At 67.0% G+C, this 17,901-nt stretch carries 15 protein-coding genes; 4 read left to right on the top strand and 11 right to left on the bottom strand.

From position 1 onward, the window contains the following. Positions 1-101: 101 nt before the first annotated feature. Genes OXM57_01420 through OXM57_01410 form a run of 3 tightly spaced genes read right to left on the bottom strand, consistent with a single transcriptional unit; the run spans position 102 to position 3,036 of the window. Entirely contained in the window at positions 102-1,436 is a 1,335-nt protein-coding gene (locus tag OXM57_01420) for an FMN-binding glutamate synthase family protein (GenBank protein MDE0351340.1), read from the bottom strand. Beyond that, a complete protein-coding gene (locus OXM57_01415) occupies positions 1,433-2,140 on the bottom strand; it encodes a glutamate synthase (GenBank protein ID MDE0351339.1) in 708 nt (235 codons plus the stop codon). The genes OXM57_01420 and OXM57_01415 overlap by 4 nt, the downstream gene beginning before the upstream one ends. Beyond that, on the bottom strand, positions 2,137-3,036 hold the full coding sequence (locus OXM57_01410; GenBank protein MDE0351338.1) for a glutamine amidotransferase family protein: 900 nt from the start codon (positions 3,034-3,036) through the stop codon (positions 2,137-2,139). Before OXM57_01410 ends, OXM57_01415 begins: the two co-directional genes overlap by 4 nt. A 139-nt stretch (positions 3,037-3,175) precedes the next feature. Here OXM57_01410 and glnT point away from each other — a divergent pair, with 139 nt between their 5' ends. Both glnT and OXM57_01400 read left to right on the top strand, forming a co-directional pair. Further along, positions 3,176-4,534: a type III glutamate--ammonia ligase gene (glnT, locus tag OXM57_01405; GenBank protein MDE0351337.1), complete on the top strand. Its 1,359-nt coding sequence runs from the start codon at positions 3,176-3,178 to the stop codon at positions 4,532-4,534. Positions 4,535-4,622: 88 nt separating this feature from the next. Further along, complete coding sequence (locus OXM57_01400) at positions 4,623-5,099, top strand: pyridoxamine 5'-phosphate oxidase family protein (GenBank protein ID MDE0351336.1); 477 nt, start codon at positions 4,623-4,625, stop codon at positions 5,097-5,099. 127 nt (positions 5,100-5,226) lie between these two features. On the opposite strand, the gene OXM57_01395 is transcribed toward OXM57_01400, so the two are convergent. The 3 genes from OXM57_01395 to OXM57_01385 all read right to left on the bottom strand — a co-directional run bounded on the left by OXM57_01395 (position 5,227) and on the right by OXM57_01385 (position 9,442). After that, entirely contained in the window at positions 5,227-7,569 is a 2,343-nt protein-coding gene (locus tag OXM57_01395; GenBank protein ID MDE0351335.1) for a pyruvate dehydrogenase, read from the bottom strand. Positions 7,570-7,572: 3 nt separating this feature from the next. Beyond that, the gene (locus tag OXM57_01390; protein ID MDE0351334.1) at positions 7,573-8,277 is read right to left on the bottom strand and encodes a hypothetical protein; all 705 of its coding nucleotides are present in this window, start codon (positions 8,275-8,277) and stop codon (positions 7,573-7,575) included. A gap of 277 nt (positions 8,278-8,554) precedes the next feature. Beyond that, positions 8,555-9,442, bottom strand: coding sequence for a 2-hydroxy-3-oxopropionate reductase (locus tag OXM57_01385; GenBank protein ID MDE0351333.1), 888 nt, complete (start codon positions 9,440-9,442; stop codon positions 8,555-8,557). 220 nt (positions 9,443-9,662) lie between these two features. Between OXM57_01385 and OXM57_01380 the strand changes: the two genes are divergently transcribed. After that, positions 9,663-10,502 (top strand): SDR family oxidoreductase, encoded by an 840-nt coding sequence (locus OXM57_01380; GenBank protein MDE0351332.1) that lies wholly within the window; start codon positions 9,663-9,665, stop codon positions 10,500-10,502. 14 nt (positions 10,503-10,516) lie between these two features. Then, on the top strand, positions 10,517-11,845 hold the full coding sequence (locus OXM57_01375) for a fuconate dehydratase (GenBank protein ID MDE0351331.1): 1,329 nt from the start codon (positions 10,517-10,519) through the stop codon (positions 11,843-11,845). Between the two features lie 64 nt (positions 11,846-11,909). Here the strand turns inward: OXM57_01375 and OXM57_01370 are convergent, their stop codons facing one another. From OXM57_01370 to OXM57_01350, 5 genes are all read right to left on the bottom strand, one after another. Next, a complete protein-coding gene (locus OXM57_01370; protein MDE0351330.1) occupies positions 11,910-12,482 on the bottom strand; it encodes an FxLYD domain-containing protein in 573 nt (190 codons plus the stop codon). A 312-nt stretch (positions 12,483-12,794) separates the two neighbouring features. Next, entirely contained in the window at positions 12,795-14,150 is a 1,356-nt protein-coding gene (locus OXM57_01365; protein MDE0351329.1) for an aspartate aminotransferase family protein, read from the bottom strand. A gap of 97 nt (positions 14,151-14,247) precedes the next feature. Next, the gene (locus tag OXM57_01360) at positions 14,248-16,563 is read right to left on the bottom strand and encodes a xanthine dehydrogenase family protein molybdopterin-binding subunit (GenBank protein ID MDE0351328.1); all 2,316 of its coding nucleotides are present in this window, start codon (positions 16,561-16,563) and stop codon (positions 14,248-14,250) included. Then, the gene (locus OXM57_01355) at positions 16,560-17,027 is read right to left on the bottom strand and encodes a (2Fe-2S)-binding protein (GenBank protein ID MDE0351327.1); all 468 of its coding nucleotides are present in this window, start codon (positions 17,025-17,027) and stop codon (positions 16,560-16,562) included. The genes OXM57_01360 and OXM57_01355 overlap by 4 nt, the downstream gene beginning before the upstream one ends. Further along, positions 17,024-17,884, bottom strand: coding sequence for a xanthine dehydrogenase family protein subunit M (locus OXM57_01350; GenBank protein ID MDE0351326.1), 861 nt, complete (start codon positions 17,882-17,884; stop codon positions 17,024-17,026). The genes OXM57_01355 and OXM57_01350 overlap by 4 nt, the downstream gene beginning before the upstream one ends. Positions 17,885-17,901 lie beyond the last annotated feature (17 nt).

Raw genomic sequence — 17,901 nt, 5'->3', positions numbered from 1 at the left:
TCGGTCGGTTTGCGTCATGGAAACACCGAACGAAGCTAGCCGGTTGCATCTCATGGTTGGATGGTGGCGGCGGCCGCTCGCCAGATCAGAGTGGGTGGAAGCTACCGCTTCCGCCTCGCGCCGGGGATCCAGTCGGTGCCGGCCACCGGTACCTGTGCCATGGCGGCTGCTTCCACCGTGAGGGCGGCCAGGTCCTCGGGTTCGAGGTTGGTGATGTGCGACTTCCCGCAGGCCCGGGCAAGGGTCTGGGTCTCCAGCGTGAGCACCTGGAGGTAGTTGGCCAGGCGGCGCCCGGCGATCACCGGATCGAGGCGCGCTCTCAGCCGGGGATCCTGGGTGCTGATACCGGCCGGGTCCGTCCCGTCCTGGAGGTCCTCCCAGAAGCCGGCCGCCGAGCCCAGCTCCCGGTACTCCTCGTCGTAGTCGGGATGGTTGTCCCCGATGGCGATCAGGGCGGCGGTGCCGATGGAAACGGCGTCAGCCCCCAGCGCCAGGGCCTTGGCCACATCGGCGCCGGACCGGATCCCGCCCGAAGCGAAGAGCTTGACCGACTTACGGTGCACATCGAGATCCTGGAGGGCCCGGACGGCCTCCGGGATGGCGGCGATGGTGGGAATCCCGGCGTGCTCGATGAACACGTCCTGGGTGGCGGCGGTTCCTCCCTGCATCCCGTCGACCACCACCGCATCGGCGCCGGCCTTGACGGCCAGGGCCGTGTCGTAGAAGGGTCGGGCCGCCCCGACCTTCACGTAGATCGGAACCTGCCAGTCGACGATCTCGCGGAGTTCGAGGATCTTGATCTGGAGATCGTCGGGACCGGTCCAGTCGGGATGGCGGCAGGCCGACCGCTGGTCGATGCCGGCGGGGAGGGCTCGCATTCCCGCCACCCGCTCGCTGACCTTCTGCCCGAGGAGCATCCCGCCCCCGCCGGGCTTGGCCCCCTGGCCGACCACCACCTCGATGGCGTCACCCGAACGGAGATCGTCGGGATTCTGGCCGTAGCGCGACGGGAGGACCTGGTAGACCAGCTTCGTGGAATGCGCCCGCTCCTCGGGGAGCATCCCGCCGTCCCCGCTGGTGGTCGAGGTTCCCATGATGCTGGCGCCCCGGCCTAGTGCCTCCTTCGCCTCGGCGGACAACGAGCCGAAGCTCATGCCGGCGATGGTCACGGGTATGTCGATCTTCAGCGGTCGGGCCGCCCGCTCCTCCCCGATCACCAGATCGGTACCGCACGACTCCCGGTAACCCTCCAGGGGGTAGCGGGACATCGAGGCCCCCAGGAACACCAGGTCGTCGAGCGTGGGCATCCTCCGCTTGGCGCCCCATCCCCGGATCCGGTAGACACCGGTGTTGGCCGCCCGGTGGATCTCGGCGATGACGTTGCGGTCGAACGTGTACGACTCCCGCAGGCGCCAGTCGTTGGGAGGGCGGTTCACGAGGCCGTTCCCGCCAGCTCGGCGTCCACGTCGTCGATGTGGAAGTTGTACAGGTTGCGGGCCGATCCGTAGCGCTGGAAGTCGGCGGGATCGGCCTCCATGCCGGCCTTCGCCAGCAGGTCGGACAGGATCCGGACGTGTTCGGGCCGCATCTCCTTGCGGACCGCATCCGCGCCGAGACTCTCTACGGCGCCGCGCACGTAGATGTCGGCCTCGTAGAGGGAGTCTCCGAGATAGGCGCCCGCGTCGCCCATCACCACCAGGTTCCCGGCCTGGGCCATGAACGCGCTCATGTGGCCGACGTTGCCCCCCACGACGATATCGACTCCCTTCATCGAGATGCCGCACCGGGCGCCGGCGTTTCCCTCGATCACCACCAGCCCTCCGCCGCCGCTGGCGCCGGCCGACATGGTGGCGCTGCCGGTGATGCGTACGGTTCCCGACATGATGTTCTCGGCCAGCCCGGTACTGGCGTTCCCGTCAACGTGCACCGACCCTTCCTGGTGCATGCCGGCGCAGTAGTAGCCGACCGAACCATCGATCTCCACCCGGATGTCGGCGTCGATGCCGCACGCCACCGCGTGGGTGCCGCGCGGGTTAAGCACCCGGAACGAGCCCTGCCCGGCACGGTGGAGTGTCTGGTTGAGTTCGCGCAGTGATGTCTCTGCCAGGTCGATGGTGGTGACCGGATGCGGTGGGCTCACGCGGCCCGCGTCCACGTGTAGATGACGCCCGGCGCCGGCTCCCATAGGGTGGCGTGGTCGGAATCCGGAAGGTGGGTGATGGCCCGGTACTCCGAGGACATGGCCACCCAGTCGTCGGTCTCGGCGACGATCGCGGGCTTGCAGGCGATGGGGTCACGCAAGATGGCGAAGCCGTCCTCGATGCCGATTGCGAACGTGAAGAACCCGTCGAGCGCCACCAGGGCGCGCTCGAGAGCCTTCTTGAGGCTGTCGCCCTCCCGGAGCCGCCACGCCAGGTAACCGGCCGCCACCTCGGAGTCGTTCTCGGTCTGGAAGATCTCGCCCTGCCGCTCGAGCCGGGTCCGGAGCCAGTTGTAGTTCGACAGGGATCCATTGTGGACGAGGCAGGTGTCGGCGCCCGTGGCGAAGGGGTGGGATCCGTTGGTCGTGACCGCCGACTCGGTCGCCATCCGCGTGTGGGCGAGGGCGTGGGTTCCGGTCCGGGAGCGGAGGTCGTAGTTGATAGCCACCAGATCGGGATCGCCGACCGCCTTGTATATCTCGATCTGGGATCCGTAGCTGAGGACATCGAGGTCGGGGAAGTTGTCGATCAACCACTGGCGGGCCCGGCCGCCGTCGCCCGCGGTCTCGAGAACGGCGTGATCCCGGATCGGCCGGACCGACACGCCGGCGCCCAGAGCGCCTTCCAGGTCGGCGGCGGTCCTGCTCCAGTCGGGCCTCTGCCCTTCCGCCAGCACAGTTATGCGGGTTGTCCCGGCTCGGCCCTGGTCGTAGATGGCAAACCCGGCGCTGTCCGGACCGCGGTCGCGCATCTCGTGCAACATGCTGGCAGTGAGCTCCCCCAGCCTTGGCTGGAAGCGGTCGGTCTTCAGGAAGAGGCCGACGATGCCGCACATGGTGCCCTCCGATCAGATCGCCCCAGCACGGCGGGGCTAATGTAGCCTCGCACACTACTAGAGAGGTCCCCTTCCCAGCAGCCGACGCCGGGGAACCGGCGCCGTCTCGATTGCCGGGAAGCTGTCTGAGGAGGTTGACGTGGGCTCAGTGGAGGACATCCGGTCGAGGATCGAAGCGGATGGCGTGGAGTTCATCTACGCCATGTTCGTGGAGATGCACGGCAAGCCGTGCGCCAAGCTGGTGCCCGTCGAAGCCCTCGACGGTCTGATGGCCGACGGCGCCGGGTTCGCAGGATTCGCGGCCGGTCCCATGGGCCAGGACCCTTCCGCCCCGGACATCCTGGCGATACCGGACCCGGCCTCCTACACCCAACTGCCCTGGCAACCGAACGTCGCCGTAATGCAGTGCGATCCCACCGTGGAGGGCGAGTTGTGGCCCTACGCGCCCCGGGTCATCCTGCGCAATGCCCTGGACTCGCTGGCGGAACGCAACCTGGTCCTCAAAGCCGGTTTCGAAGCGGAGTACTCCATGGTGGCTCGTGGCGATGACGGGACGATTCGGGTTGCCGACCCGCTCGACACCGATCCGCGACCCTGTTATGACGCTCGCCTGCTCACCCGGATGTTGCCCCACCTGACCGAGGTGTCGAAGCACATGAACGCCATGGGTTGGGAGAACTACGCCAACGACCACGAGGACGCCAACGGCCAGTTCGAGCAGAACTGGAAGTACTCGGATGCCCTCACCACCGCCGACCGGCTCATCCTGTTCCGGTTCATGATCCATACGCTGGCCCAGCGGGACGGGCGCTTCGCCACGTTCATGCCCAAGCCGTTCGCCGACCGGACCGGGAACGGACTCCATGCCCACATGAGCCTGTGGACCGGGGACACGGACGAGCCTCTCTTCCCCGCCGGTGATACGGACAGCAAGGGCCTGGGTCTCAGCGAGTTGGCCTACCAGTTCACTGCCGGTCTACTGGCGAATGCCGAGTCGCTGGTGGCGGTGGCGTGCCCGATCGTCAACTCGTACAAGCGGATGGGCGTGGGCGCGCCCACCTCCGGAGCGACCTGGGCGCCGGCCTACGCCGCCTACGGCGGCAACAATCGCACCCACATGATCCGTGTCCCGGAGCCGGACCGGATCGAGATCCGGCTTCCCGACGGCGCCGCCAACCCCTACCTGCTGTTCGCCGCCATCCTGGCCTGCGGTCTGGATGGCATTGACAACGGGATGGACCCGGGGGACCCGAATACCGACAACCTCTTCACCCTCTCGAGCGAGGAGGTAGCGGCCCGGGGCATCAAGACGCTACCGCCGACGCTGTTGCACGCGGCCGACAACCTGACGGGCAGTGACGTGCTGCGCGCCGGCCTGGGTATGACAGCCGACGGGCCCTACAGCGACTACTTCGCAGCGGTCAAGCGGCAGGAGTTCCTCGCCCACCACCATAAGGTGACCCGATCTGAGGTGGACCAGTACCTGACGCTGTTCTAACCGGCTCAACGCGGTCTGCCCGGGTGTTGTCACCAGGGATCAACCAGACGACTCCACTCCGGGCATGCGGTGTAGGGGTGACACCAAGATGGCGGTGACATGGGCGGACTTTCGGCACGCCGAGCCGGGTCTGGCGGGCTCTGTCCAGGAGCGATTCGAGAGCCACCGTCATGCGGTGATGGCCACCCTGAGGAGCGACGGCGCGCCACGGCTCTCGGGTATGGAGACCCCCATCCGGGATGGACACCTGTGGCTGGCCATGGATGCCATCTCGCGCAAAACGTCCGATCTCCGACGAGACCCGCGGTTCTCGATACACAGTGCGCTCGACGGCGAAGAACTGTTGTCGGGAGATGCCAGGGTCGAAGGACAGGCGCTGGCGGCTTCGGACGAGGACATGGCCCTCTTCATCGAAGGCCATCGCTTTTCCATCGATGATCCCTCGACCATGGCGTTGTTCACAGCCGACATCAGCCGCGTGGTCCTGGCTCGAGTGGAGGATCGCTCCTTGGTTGTGAGTGCCTGGACGCCGGAGGACGGGCTAACCGAAACCCGCTTGCCCTGACCTACTCGGTCCCCGACTCGTGGTTGGCCACGAGTGCGTAGCCTGGACCAACTCGGACTGGTCCCACCCCGCCCCACCCTGGGCGGCGCCGCGAGTGCCTCCGCTGTGGTCCTGGATCGACTACGGACTACCGATCGAGGTCCCCGTTTGCGGCCAGGGCGACCAGTGCGCTGTTGACCACCTGCTCCGCCCGCAGGCCGAAGCGCTCGTACAACTCCGGGATCGTCCCCGACTCGCCGAAGTCGTCGACCCCCACAGGGACCACGAGTTGCCCGTACACGGAGCCCAGCCAGGCCATGGTGTGTGAGGCTGCGTCGTGTACGGTGACGATCGGCGCGCGCCGGAGCCGAGGCGGGATGAGGGTGGCGAGGTGATGGTCGTCCGCCGGCCGGGTGAAGCGGGACTGTGATCGACGCAGCGTGCGGATCCAGCCGGCGTAGAGGCGGTCCGGGCTCGTGATCGAGAGCACAGAGGCGCCGACTCCCTCTTCCTCCAGTTCCTCGGCCGCCGCCACGAGTTCCGGCATCACCGAGCCGCTCCCGGCCAGAACCACCGGGACGAGGGAAGTGTCCGATGGGCCCCGTAGCAGGTAACCGCCCGCCACCACGTCGGCGCGGACGCGGTCCTCTCCCATCGAATCCAGTACCTTCCGGAAGGGGTTCTGGTCGATGGGCCGGGTGCTAAGGCGGAGGTACGAGATGGCGCCGTCGGGATCCGACAGCCGATGTAGGGCATCGATCAGCAGCCATTCCAGGCTCTGGGCGTAGGCGGGTTCCACGAAGTCGACGCCCGGCAGCTCTATCCCCACGGACGGTGTGATGGTCGACTGGTGGGCGCCGCCCTCGGGGGCGAGGCTGATCCCGGATGGAGTGCCCACCACCACGAACCGGCTGCCGCTGTAGGTGCCGTAAATGAAGGCATCGAGACCCCGGAGGACGAACGGGTCGTACACGGTGCCTATGGGCAGCAGCATCTCGCCGTGGTGATCGTGGGAGAGCCCCAACTGGCCCAACAGCATGAACAGGTTCATCTCGGAGATCCCCAACTCGATGTGGTGCCCATCCGGACCCGGCTTCCAGCGCAACAGTGTCTCGGTCGCCGAGTAGTCGGGCCGGTGCTCGGGGGAGAAGACCCCGGCCTTGTTGATCCACCCTCCGAGGTTCGTAGAAATCGCCACGTCCGGCGACGTGGTCACCAGTCGTTCGGCTACCCCTTCGACATCGGCAAGCCTCGCCAGCACCCTGCCGAAGGCATCCTGGGTGGAGACGGGCCGGGCCGTCGCGGCCGTACGGGCGAACGTCCCGATGCCGGCCGGGAGGGGCAGGACGGGGCGGGGTGGCGTAGGCAGGTTGTTGATCTCCCCGCCCACTCCCGCGCACACCCTGCCGGCGGGACTGGCCATATCGAACCGGTTCCACTCGGTCTCGGGGGTCAACCCCACCCTGGACCGTAGATCGTCGATCTGGGACGGGCTGAGTAGGGCCGCATGATTGAGCGGGTCGCCGGCGAACGGGAGGTCATAGCCCTTGACCGTGTAGGCGAATACGATGCTCGGCCGGCCCCGCTCCGAGTCACACTCCCGGAAGCACCTGACCAGTTCCACGAGGTCATGGCCACCGAGATCGTGCACGACCGAGGGAAGGTTCTCGTCGCTGACCCCGGCGATCGACTCTGCTACGCCTCGGGCGGCGCCCTCGAGGAACTGCTCGCGGAGGTCGGAGCCGCGCAACCGGAACAGGCTCTGGTAATGCTCGTTGGACATCCCGTCTATGTGCCGGCGCAATGCCACGCCGCCGGGCAAGTCGAAAATCTGCTGGAGGCGCCTCCCGTATTTGGCCTGGGTGACGTGCCATCCGGCCGCGGCGAAGGCATTGGCCATCCGCCCCACCGCAATGTCCGGCACCACCCGGTCGAGGCTCTGGCGGTTGGCGTCCACCACCAGCATGACGTTGCCCAGGCCGGCCAGGGCAGGCTCCGCTATCGCCTCCCACACGTTGCCCTCGTCGAGTTCGGCGTCGCCCACCAGCGCTATGAAACGGGCCGGGTCCCGCGGGCCGAACTTGGTGTCCAGGTATCGCCGGGCGGCCGCCGAGAACAGCGGCGCCACCGCCCCCAAGCCGACCGAACCGGTCGAGAAGTCGGCCACGTCGGGGTCCTTGGTGCGGGACGGGTAGGCCTGCAGGCCGCCCAGCCGGCGCAGCCGGGTGAGGTAGGAGCGGTCCAACTCGCCGGTCAGGTACTTGATAGCGTGGTACACGGGCGACGCGTGGGGTTTGACCGCCACCTTGTCGTCGCCACCGATGTGGTTGAACCACAGGGCGGTCATGACCGAAACGAGCGAGGCGGACGATGCCTGGTGGCCCCCCACCTTGATCTCGGTGCTGCGGTCCCGGTTGACGTAGTCGACCATCCGCACGGCCAGCCACAGTACCCGCTGCTCGATCTGTTTTAGAGTCCCCTCGCCAACCATGGGCTACTGGTTGCCTCGCTCCCGGTTCGGGTCTGCCCTGATCAACCTCCACCCCAAGAAACTCATGTAGACGATCCCGCCCAGCGACATTCCTGCGAAGGCGGGCGCCAGCGCCAACTCCAGCGCGTTCGAATGCCACGCGGCGATGAAGAGCCCCAGCGCCGCCACGGCCAGCACCGCGACGATCATGTTCAGCACGGGGGGAATGCGTAAGGGCTCCGGCCTGAGGGCCAGTCCCAGCGCCATGATCGCCGCTCCTGTAAAGCCCACAACTATCGAGGTGAATTGCAGCCCGAACACCAGCCGCTGCATCTCGTGGGCCGATTGGAGCCACTCCTGCGCCCGCTCCCCGCTGGTATCCAGCGCCGCCACTCCCAAACCGGTGATCATGTAGTCGAGGCCTCGCATCACCATCTGCAGCACCAGGCCGAAGACCATCCCCAGAAGGCCGAGCTGTGCCAGGGGGTCGGCATGCCGTCGCAGGGTCAGGAGGCCATGAAACATGAGCAGGCCGCCAAAGAGGATCACAAGAGGGACGGTGTAGGAAAGCTCCTGGTTGCGCGCCATCGCCAGCGTGAGGTCTGTGAGGCTGGTGCTGGGCACGGTGTCCACCGCGCCGCGGCCAGGCGAGAGCGCATAACCCATCGCCACTGCCGCGGTCCCGAGCAAGAGTGACCAGCCGCCGAGCTGCCTTTCAGCAAAACGCATGGTGGATCCCACGTTACTCATCAGGTCAACGGAGCACTAAGCGCTCGTTGTCGGCTCAGCGTCAGGAGCCACTGGTGCGGGGCCTTCGGCGCTTCTCGGGCCGGTTGCCGGAGATCCTGCCGCAGGTCCGGTTTGTGGCGCCTACTTAGACGCCGATCCACACGGTCGTTCCCGAGCGGCTTTCCCCGAAGTTTCCCTCCCCGAACTTCGGTTATATCCACACCCATTTCCCGGTCTCTCTTTGACCGGGATGGCGCCCGAGTGGGCGCACAAGGAGCTAGAGGGTGCCCAATTCGTGATCGGCCAGCAGCTCGTAGGCGCGGATCAGCGCGGAGTGATCCCATCCGGCCCCGCCCTGAGATGCACAGGCATCCATCAGATCCCGGCATACCGAAGTCATCGGTGTTGCAACCCCCAACTGCTCTGCCTCAGCGAGGGCCAAGCCCAGATCCTTCTGGTGAAGCTCGATCCGGCCCCCGGGCTCGAAAGCACGGTCGATCATGCGTTGACCGTGCACCTCCAGGATTCGGGAGGATGCGAAGCCGCCCAACAGTGCCTCCCTGACCGGTACCGGATCCAGGCCCGCTTTGGACGCCATCACCAGCGCCTCGCTCACCGCGGCGATGTTGATGCCCACGATCATCTGGTTGGCGACCTTGCACAGCTGGCCCGCGCCGGATCCACCCACCAGCGTGACCGTCCGGCCCATCACGTCGAAGAGGGGTCTGACCCTCTCGAAAGCCTCTTGAGGCCCGCCCACCATGATGGACAGGGTGCCGTCCCTGGCGCCCACGTCACCCCCCGACACCGGCGCGTCGAGGTACTCGCAGCCCAGCTCTCGGACACGTTCCGCGAACACCTGCGTGGCGGACGGGGAGATCGAGCTCATATCGACCACGACCTTCCCCGGGCTCAACCCTGTCGCTACGCCGCGGTCCCGGAAGAGAGCGTCTTCCACAGCGGCTGTGTCGGGAACCATCGTGAAGATCACGTCGGACGCCTCGGCGACCGCCATGGCCGACTCCACGAGTAGGGCCTCGGCATCAAGGAGTTCCCTTGGTGGCTCGGACCGGTGCCGGACGATGAACAACGGATGGCCGGCCTCCTGGAGACGGCCGGCCATCGGCCGACCCATGATCCCTGTACCTACAAACCCGACTCTCATCGCGACCCCTCGTCTCGAATCTGGCGGTTGAGCGGGCCCTCGTGACCGGAGCCGGCACCACGGACCTCGCTGCCATGGCCACTATCGCAAGCGGGCGCCGCATTCGGGCAAACGCCTGACGCCCGCCAGCGAACAGTAACCGGACCGGCCGGGGGCGTTGGCGCGCAGTCCCGGCGGTAAGATCGTCCGGCACCGGGAAGCGACGACCGAAGGATGCGATATGGCACTGCCCAGTATCAGCGAGCTTGTGAGCCTCGAGGGGAAGTGCGCCATCGTCACGGGAGCAGCCCAAGGTTTCGGCGCTGCCATATCGCGCCGTCTCGGCGAAGCCGGCGCGACGGTTTTCGTCGCTGATAGGAATGTGGAGGGCGCCGAGCAGTCGGCGCAGCGGTTGAGAGGTCTCGGATGCGACGTTGTCGCACAAAGCGTCGACATTGCCGACAGGGACAAAGTGGACGCGCTGGTCGAGGCTGCGGCCGAGCGGTCCGGCCGGGTGGACATACTGGTCAACAACGCCGGTATCTTCTCGAACTATTACTTCTCGAACATGCCACCCCATGAGTTCGCCGACACGGTTTCGGTCAACGTGGTCGGCACGTTCCAGATGGCCCAGGCGGTCACCCAGCGGATGATCGCCGACGGCCGCGGTGGTTCCATCGTCAACATCGCTTCGGTCGACGCGTTCAACACCTCTGCGGAGGGCCTGTCGCACTACACGACCTCGAAACACGCCATCGGGGGGATGACCAAGTCCATGGCGGTCGAGCTGGCGGGCCACAACATCCGGGTCAACGCCGTGTGCCCGGGCGCGGCCATGACCGAGGGGGCGATCGCCCTGGTGACCGCAGGCGCACCGGAGGGGATCGACGTAGAGGCGCAGTGGGACGGCATCAAGGAGAGGACTCCGCTCGGCCGCCTCTGCGATCCTGACGACGTTGCAAGGGCGGTGCTGTTTCTCGCCTCCGACATGGCCGCCTTCGTGACCGGGGCCTTCCTCGTCGTCGACGGCGGCATCCTGGTCCAACCTCTCGAGGGCTACGTTCCCGCGTCTGGTCACTGACCGGGGCACCGATCATGAAGCGGGTGTTAGCGGGCAGACGGATCACCGCCGCAGAGGCGTTTGACATCAGGTTTCCAACGTCCGAGCACCTGGACGGGTCGGATGCGGTCCACACCGATCCCGACTACTCGGCCGCGTACGTGATCCTTCGGACCGATGCCGGTGATGGCGTCGAGGGCCACGGGTTCTGCTTCACCCTCGGTAGGGGAAACGAGATCGAGGTGGCAGCGCTCGAAGCTCTCGCCCCGCTGGTTGTCGGTCTCGACCTGGCCGAGATCGTGGCCGACTCACGGTCCTTCTCCCGCCTCCTCACCCAGGATTCTCAGATGCGTTGGCTCGGTCCCGAGAAGGGAGTCGTCCACATGGCCGCGGCGGCCGTCATCACGGCCGTCTGGGACCTCGCGAGCAAGGCGGCAGGCAAACCGCTTTGGAAGTACCTGGCCGATCTCTCGCCGGAGGAACTGGCGGCGATGGTCGATTACCAGTACCTGTCGGACGTGCTGACCGAGGAAGAGGCGGTCGAGCTGTTGCGCCGTGCCGAGAGCGGCAGGGCCGAGAGGGAGCGCCTGTTGCTGGAGCACGGGTATCCGGCCTACGCGACGAGTCCGGGGTGGCTGGGTTACTCGGACTCCAAGCTGGTACGCCTGTGCCGGGAAGCGGTCGACGACGGCTTCACGCTCATCAAGCTCAAGGTCGGCGGTTCCATCGAGGACGATCAGCGCCGCCTGCGGCTGGCCCGCGAGGCGGTGGGGCCCGACGTGCTGATCGCCGTGGACGCGAACCAGAAGTGGGACGTGGGAGAGGCCATCGAGTGGATGGGCGAGTTGGCGTCGCACTCTCCGTACTGGATCGAGGAACCCACCAGCCCGGACGACATCCTCGGCCACGCCGCCATCCGGCGAGCGGTCGCTCCGATAAAGGTTGCCACGGGGGAGGCGGTCCAGAACCGGGTCGTGTTCAAGCAGCTGCTCCAGGCCGGAGCGATCGACATCATGCAGATCGACGCCACGAGGGTGGCCGGGGTGAACGAGAACATCGCCAACCTCCTGCTGGCCGCCAAGTTCGGGGTCCCGGTAGTGCCGCATGCGGGAGGGGTGGGGCTGTGCGAGCTGGTCCAGCACCTGGCGATGCTCGACTTCATCGCCATCGGCGCCGAGATGGAGGGACGATCCATCGAGTTCGTCGATCACCTGCATGAACACTTCGTGGATCCGGTGGTCGTAGCCGATGGGTCCTATGTCGCCCCGAGCCGGCCAGGATTCAGTTCCCAGATCCGGGGGGCGTCACTCGACGAGTTCCGCTACCCGACAGGTCCTGCCTGGCGCGGGACGACTGCGCGATGAGAGCTGCAAATGCCTCGACCCCGGCTGAGCCGGGGTCGAGTCGGGAGGACGGTGGGGTGAGGTTCTACGAACCGCCGCCCTCGGAGCCGTGACCCTCTCCGCTTCCTTCACCGCCTGATCCTTCGGAACCCTCGCCGGTCCCTTCGCCTCCGGTTCCCTGGTCGGTGCCTTGGGTGCCCACTTCGGCGTGGGCGACCCAGGTGTCGAAGGGTTGGGTGGTGGCGTCCAGGCGGACGTCCACGATCTCTCCGGGTGCTAGGTCGATGGGGGTTGTGGGTCCGAGTTCCACCCCGTTGGAGAGGTGGATCTCGATCCGGACGTTCTTCAGCGTGGTGTTGGTGGTGTTCTCCACCGTCCCGATGAAGGCGTTGGCCGCCGGGTCGTAGTTCATGATGAGCCGTGACCCGGCCCGGACCTGGTCGAAGGTGTCGTTGAGGCCGTACTGGGTGGTGTTTTCCTCACCGCCGCCGGTACCGGTCTCCGTACCCTCGCCGGCCCCTTCAGCGCCGCCGGCTTCCCCGACCTCCGCATGGATGGTCTGTTGTGTCTGCTGATCGCCGCCTTCGCTCCACACGATGGCGCCTGTCCCCAGGACCAGCGCTCCCGCCAGCCCCAGAGCCATGATCTTCTTCCTCATGATTTTCTCCTTTCATCACTGAGGGCTCGATTACTGATCAGCATCTTTCGACCCCAACCTGTGAATCACCTGAAGACCAGGTGGGAAACATCTGAGAATCCATCGGACCGGCGCGGCGGCGTGCCGATGCGGGCTAGGAGGTACGAGGGAGGTGTATACGGGCCGACGGATTGGCTCAGATGATCGGAATGCGAGTCCCGGCGAACCGGAAGGAGGTCAGCTCGTGGGAAGGGCTCGAGAGCCGTTACCGAGGGCCGAAATGTTGTGTCGGGCTAGTGGGTGACCCTGGCCGGACGCGCCGATGTCCAGCGATCAGTGCCCCAGGAAATCGGGCAGCTTGCTGTCGTCGAACCGGCCGGCCTCTATGTCGGCCAGGGCGCGGTCGAAGATGTCCAATGCTTCATCGGCGTCGCTCCGGGTGATGGTCAGCGGCGGGGTGATCTCCATCACGTTGCCGAACGCCAGCAGTATCAGGCCGAGCTCGAAGCAGCGGTAGGCGAGCCGGTACGCATCGGTTTCGGCAGGCTCGCGTGTCCGGTGGTCCTTCACCAACTCGACCCCGATCAGGAGGCCCTTGCCGCGCACGTCCCCGATGAGCGGGTGGTCGGCTCTCATCTCGTCGAGCTTGTCGCGCAGGTACCTGCCCATCTCCTCAGCGTTGCGGACCAGGTCCTCCTCCTCGATCACGTCGAGTACGGCCACCGCCGCGGAGCAGGACAACGGCGAGCCGCCCAGCGTGTAGGCCGTGTAGAGGTCGACATCGAGGATCTCCTGGCGGCCTACCACCGCCGACAGCGGGAAGCCTCCTCCCAACGGCTTGGCGAGCCCGACCGCGTCCGCCTCGATCCCGAAGTGCTCGAAGCCGAACATGCGTCCCGTCCGCCCCAGGCCTACCTTGACCTCGTCGAATATCAACCAGATCCCCCGCTCGTCGCACAGGTCCCGCAGGGCAGGGAAGTAGTTGTCCGGCGGGACGATCTCGCCGCTGTCCGACTGGATGCTCTCGGCGAAGATCGCCGCCGTCTCGTCCGAGGGCGACACGTTGACCAGCAGGTCGTTCTTCAGGTAGTCGAGGCATCTGAGGGAGCACTCGCTCTTATCGCACGGGCCCCAGGCGCACCGGTAGGGGTTGGGATACGGAGCCTTGGTGATGTGGCCGCCGGGTATCGGGCGCGTCAGCGCTCCGTGGCCCGAGATGGCGCCGGAGCCGATCGTCATACCGTGGAAGGCGCCGATGTAGGAGATCAGGCGCGGCCTTCCCGATGCGATAGGCGCCACCTTGGCGAGCACGTCCATCGCGTCGGAGCCGGAGACGCCGAACCAGGCCTGCTTGGCGAAGTCTCCGGGGAAGATGTCGATCAGGCGCTCCGCCAGCTCGACGGCCGGTTCGTGGATGTAACAGACGAGCGGACCGCTGTACTCGTTGTTGATGGCGTCCATTGCCGCCTGCCGCACCTTCGGGTGGCCGTATCCCGCGGCGGCAGTACCTCCGGTCGCCATCCAGTCGAGGTACTCGTTGCCGTCCTTGTCCCACATACGGACGCCGTCCGACCTGGCGACCACGAACGGATACAGCCGGTACTTCATCGACGGCGTGATGACCGCCTCGTCGCGGGCCGCTACGGCCCGGCTCTGCGTCAGATCACGCTCATCGGTGGGATCGCCCATATGGCAGGCTCCTCAGGAGACGGCAGAGAGAATATCGAGCCGGTAGGGGTGGGGTCGTAGGGTCGATCCCACCCTTCGTCCCGGCCGATGCCTTCGATCATTCAGGGTGTATCAACTCCCAGACCACGTCCGGACGGAGCGGGGTCCGGTCGATCCGCACGCCGAACGGAGCGAGGGCGTCGGCGACCGCGTTCGCGATGGCGGGAGGCGAGGCCAGCGTCCCGGACTCGCCGACACCGCGCACGCCGAGCGGCGTGTCAGAGGGGGAGACGATGTTGTCCATCTTCAGCGGGGGCATCTCCATCGCGGAGGGGAGCAGGTAGGAGGCGAAACTGGCCGACGGCAGCTGCCCCGCCTCGTCATGGCTGACCTGCTCGTAGAGGGCCTGGCCGATTCCCTGGGCGATCCCGCCGTGTATCTGGCCGTCGACTATCCCGGGGTTGATCCCCACGCCATAGTCGTCCACAGACACGAACTCGAGGATCTTCACCTTTCCGGTCTCGGTGTCCACCTCGACGACCGCTGCGTTGGCGCCGAAGGCGAAGTTGACGTCGGGCGGGTCGTAGAAGGCGGTGGCTTCGAGGCCCGGCTCGAACATTGGCCCGCAGCGTTTGAGGAAGTGTGCCTCGTCGGCCACCTCCTGCCACGAGACCGTGGACGCGGGGCTACCGGCGACGGTGAACGAGCCGTCCGCGAACACGATGTCCTCCGAAGCCGCCTCGAGCATGGCCGCCGCCACCTGCCGTGCCTTCTCGACCACGCGTTGAGCCGCCACCAGCGCGGCATGGCCGCCTACCACTGCGCCCCGGCTGCCGTGGGTGCCGCCCCCGAACGGGATGGTCTCGGTGTCGCCGTGGACGACCGTGATGTGGTCGAAGGGGATCTGGAGCTGGTCCGCGACGATCTGGGCGACCATCGTGTCCGAACCCTGCCCCTGTGGGCAGAGACCCGAGTAGGCGACCGCCTTGCCCTGGGGGTCCACCCGGACCAGCGTCGACTCGTGGCCGGGGAAGAACTTCATCGGGTTCCAGGCGTGGCCCGACGGGGAGAAGCCGCACAGCAGGTTGTAGGTAGCGAATCCCACCCCGATGTACCGCCCGTTCCGGCGCGCCTCCGCCTGACGAGCCCGCACCGAGTCGTATCCCACCAACTCCACCGCTCGCCTCAGAAGAGCGGGGTAGTCACCTCCGGTATACATGAGCCCGAACGGGGTCTCGTACGGCAGTTGATCCGGTGCGACGAGGTTGCGAAGCCGGATCTCCACGGGGTCCAGGTCGAGCTCCCGGGCGGCTTCCTCGATCATCCGCTCCAGCACGAAGGTCGCCTCGGCCCTTCCCGAACCTCTTAACGCCTCGATCGACATCTTGTTGGTGAACACCTTCTCCAGCTTGATGTCGACGCTGGGTATGTCGTAGTTACCGGTGAGCGTGTCGATTGTCAGGTCCGGGACGACCGGTGTGAAGAAGTGGAAGTACGCGCCGAGATCACCGACGAAGTGGCTGCGGAGGGCCAGTATCTTCCCCCCGGCATCGAGGGCGAGCTCGGCGTTGTGGATCTGGTCCCGGGCGTGCACGCCGGCCGTGAAGTTCTCGGTCCTGGTCTCGACCCACTTCACCGGGACACCCAACTCCAGTGCGGCCCAGATGACCGCAAGTTCGTCGGAGTACAGGTTGAGCTTGCTGCCGAACCCGCCGCCCACATCGGGGGCGACGATCCTCAGCTTGGACTCGTCCAGGTCGAAGATGTGACCCAACCACGTCCGCAGGGTGTGGGGGGCCTGGCACGAGAGCCACACCGTGAGGTGGCCGGAGGCCGGCTCCGGCACCGCCAGGATGGCCCGCGGTTCCATGGGAGAGGCGGAGATGCGCTGCACCGCCAGCCGCCGGGACACCACGTGGTCGGCCCGGGCGAACGCACTGTCGGGATCCCCGAGCACCTTGTGTATCTCGCCGATCTTGTTGGTTCCCCGGTCTGGATGCACCAGCGGTGCGTCCGGTAACAGCGCCTCCCACGGATCCAGGACGTGGGGGAGGGGTTCGTAGTCGATGTCCGCTCGCTCGGCGGCGTTGAGTGCGCTCCTCGGGTCGGTCGCCAGAACCATCGCCACCGGCTCTCCCACGTAATGGACGCGGTCTCCGGTGAGGGGGGTCCGGGGCGGCGAATCGTCGGCGGCCGCGCTGGGAATGAGGGGCATCGACCCGGCCGACTCGGCTCCGGAGTAGGCGGCGACGACCCCCGGCGCCCGGCGGGCCTGCTCCAAGTCGACCGACGCGATGTCGGCGTGGGCGAAGGGGCTCCGCATGAAGCTGGCATGGACCGTATGGGGGACCGTGATGTCGTCCACGTAGCGGCCCCCGCCCGACAGGATCCGGGCATCCTCCTTGCGGGGCAGGCGGGCGCCGATGGCCGTCATCGTTGGTCTCCCGGTGTGTCGCTGGAGAGGATCGCGTCGACGATGTGCTGGTAGCCGGTACAACGGCAGAGGTTTCCTTCGAGGGCCTTTCTGACCTCCGCCTCCGTGGGCTCGGGATTCTGGCGTAGGAAAGCGGTGGCGGCCATCAGGAAGCCGGAGGTGCAGAATCCGCACTGGAGAGCGAAGTGATCGGCGAAGGCCTGCTGCAGGGGTGAGAGCCGGTGGCCGTCGGCGAGTCCCTCGACCGTCTCGATCTCGCGGCCGTCGGCCTGGCCGGCAAGCACGGTACAGGACTTGACCGCCGCCCCGTCGAGTATGACCGTGCAGGCGCCGCAGCTGCTCGTGTCGCATCCCACGTGCGTGCCGGTCAACTCCAGTTCCTCCCGCAGCAGGTGCACGAGCAGCGTTGAGGGGTGGCAGTCGACGCGGCGGGTGACGCCGTTGACCGCGACCGTGACCCTCATGTGCCATCACCCCGGTTGGTGGCGCGCTCGATGGCGCGCCCGGCGAGCGCCTTCACGAGTTCTCGCTTGTACCGGGCGCTGCCTCGGTCGTCGGTGACCATGAGGGCCGACGCAGCGGTGGCCGACGCAGCACGGGCGATTGTCGACGGCCGCGGATCGGACCCGACCAGCAGATCTTCGGCTTCGGCAGCGCGAGCGGCTACATCTGCCCCGCCGGTCACCGCGATGCCGGCCTGCGTGATACGTCCCCCGTCGTCCATGGCGAGTTGGACCGCAACCGCAGCCACTCCGTAATCGGCCGCCGCCCTCTTCATCTTCTCGTAAGCGCCTCCCGATCCACGGGGTAGCCGGATTCCGGTGATCAGTTCGCCTCGTCGGAGCGAGGTCTCGAAAGGCCCGACGAAGAGATCGTCACTGCTGACGGTCCTCGCTCCGCTCGGCCCCACGACGATCACTTGTCCCCGGGCCGCCACCAGGGCGGCGGGCAGGTCGTTGAGCGGATCCGCATGAGCCAGGTTGCCGCCCACTGTGCCGAGATTCCGGACGAGCGGGTCCGCGATGGCCGAGGCGGTCTCGGCCCACAAGGGTGAGAGCGAGCGGACGGTCGCGCTGCGGGCCAGCCGGGCGGTGGTCACGAGGGCGCCTACCTCCAGGAGCCCGTCCGATGACCCGATGGAACCTAAGCCCTCGATCCTGCCGATGTCGACCACGACCGACGGCCGGATCAGCCGGAAGCGCATCATGGGGATGAGGCTCTGCCCTCCTGCCAGCGCCATGGTGCCGTTCTCGCCGCTCAGGGCTGCGATGGCTTCGTCGACGGTGCCGGCTGAGCGGAATTCGAAGTCGGCCGGCCGCATCAACCGCTCCCGAACGG

The sequence above is a fragment of the bacterium genome, assembly GCA_028820935.1.
In the GTDB taxonomy this organism is placed as follows: domain Bacteria; phylum Actinomycetota; class Acidimicrobiia; order Spongiisociales; family Spongiisociaceae; genus Spongiisocius.
This window is presented reverse-complemented; position numbering and strand designations above follow the sequence as displayed.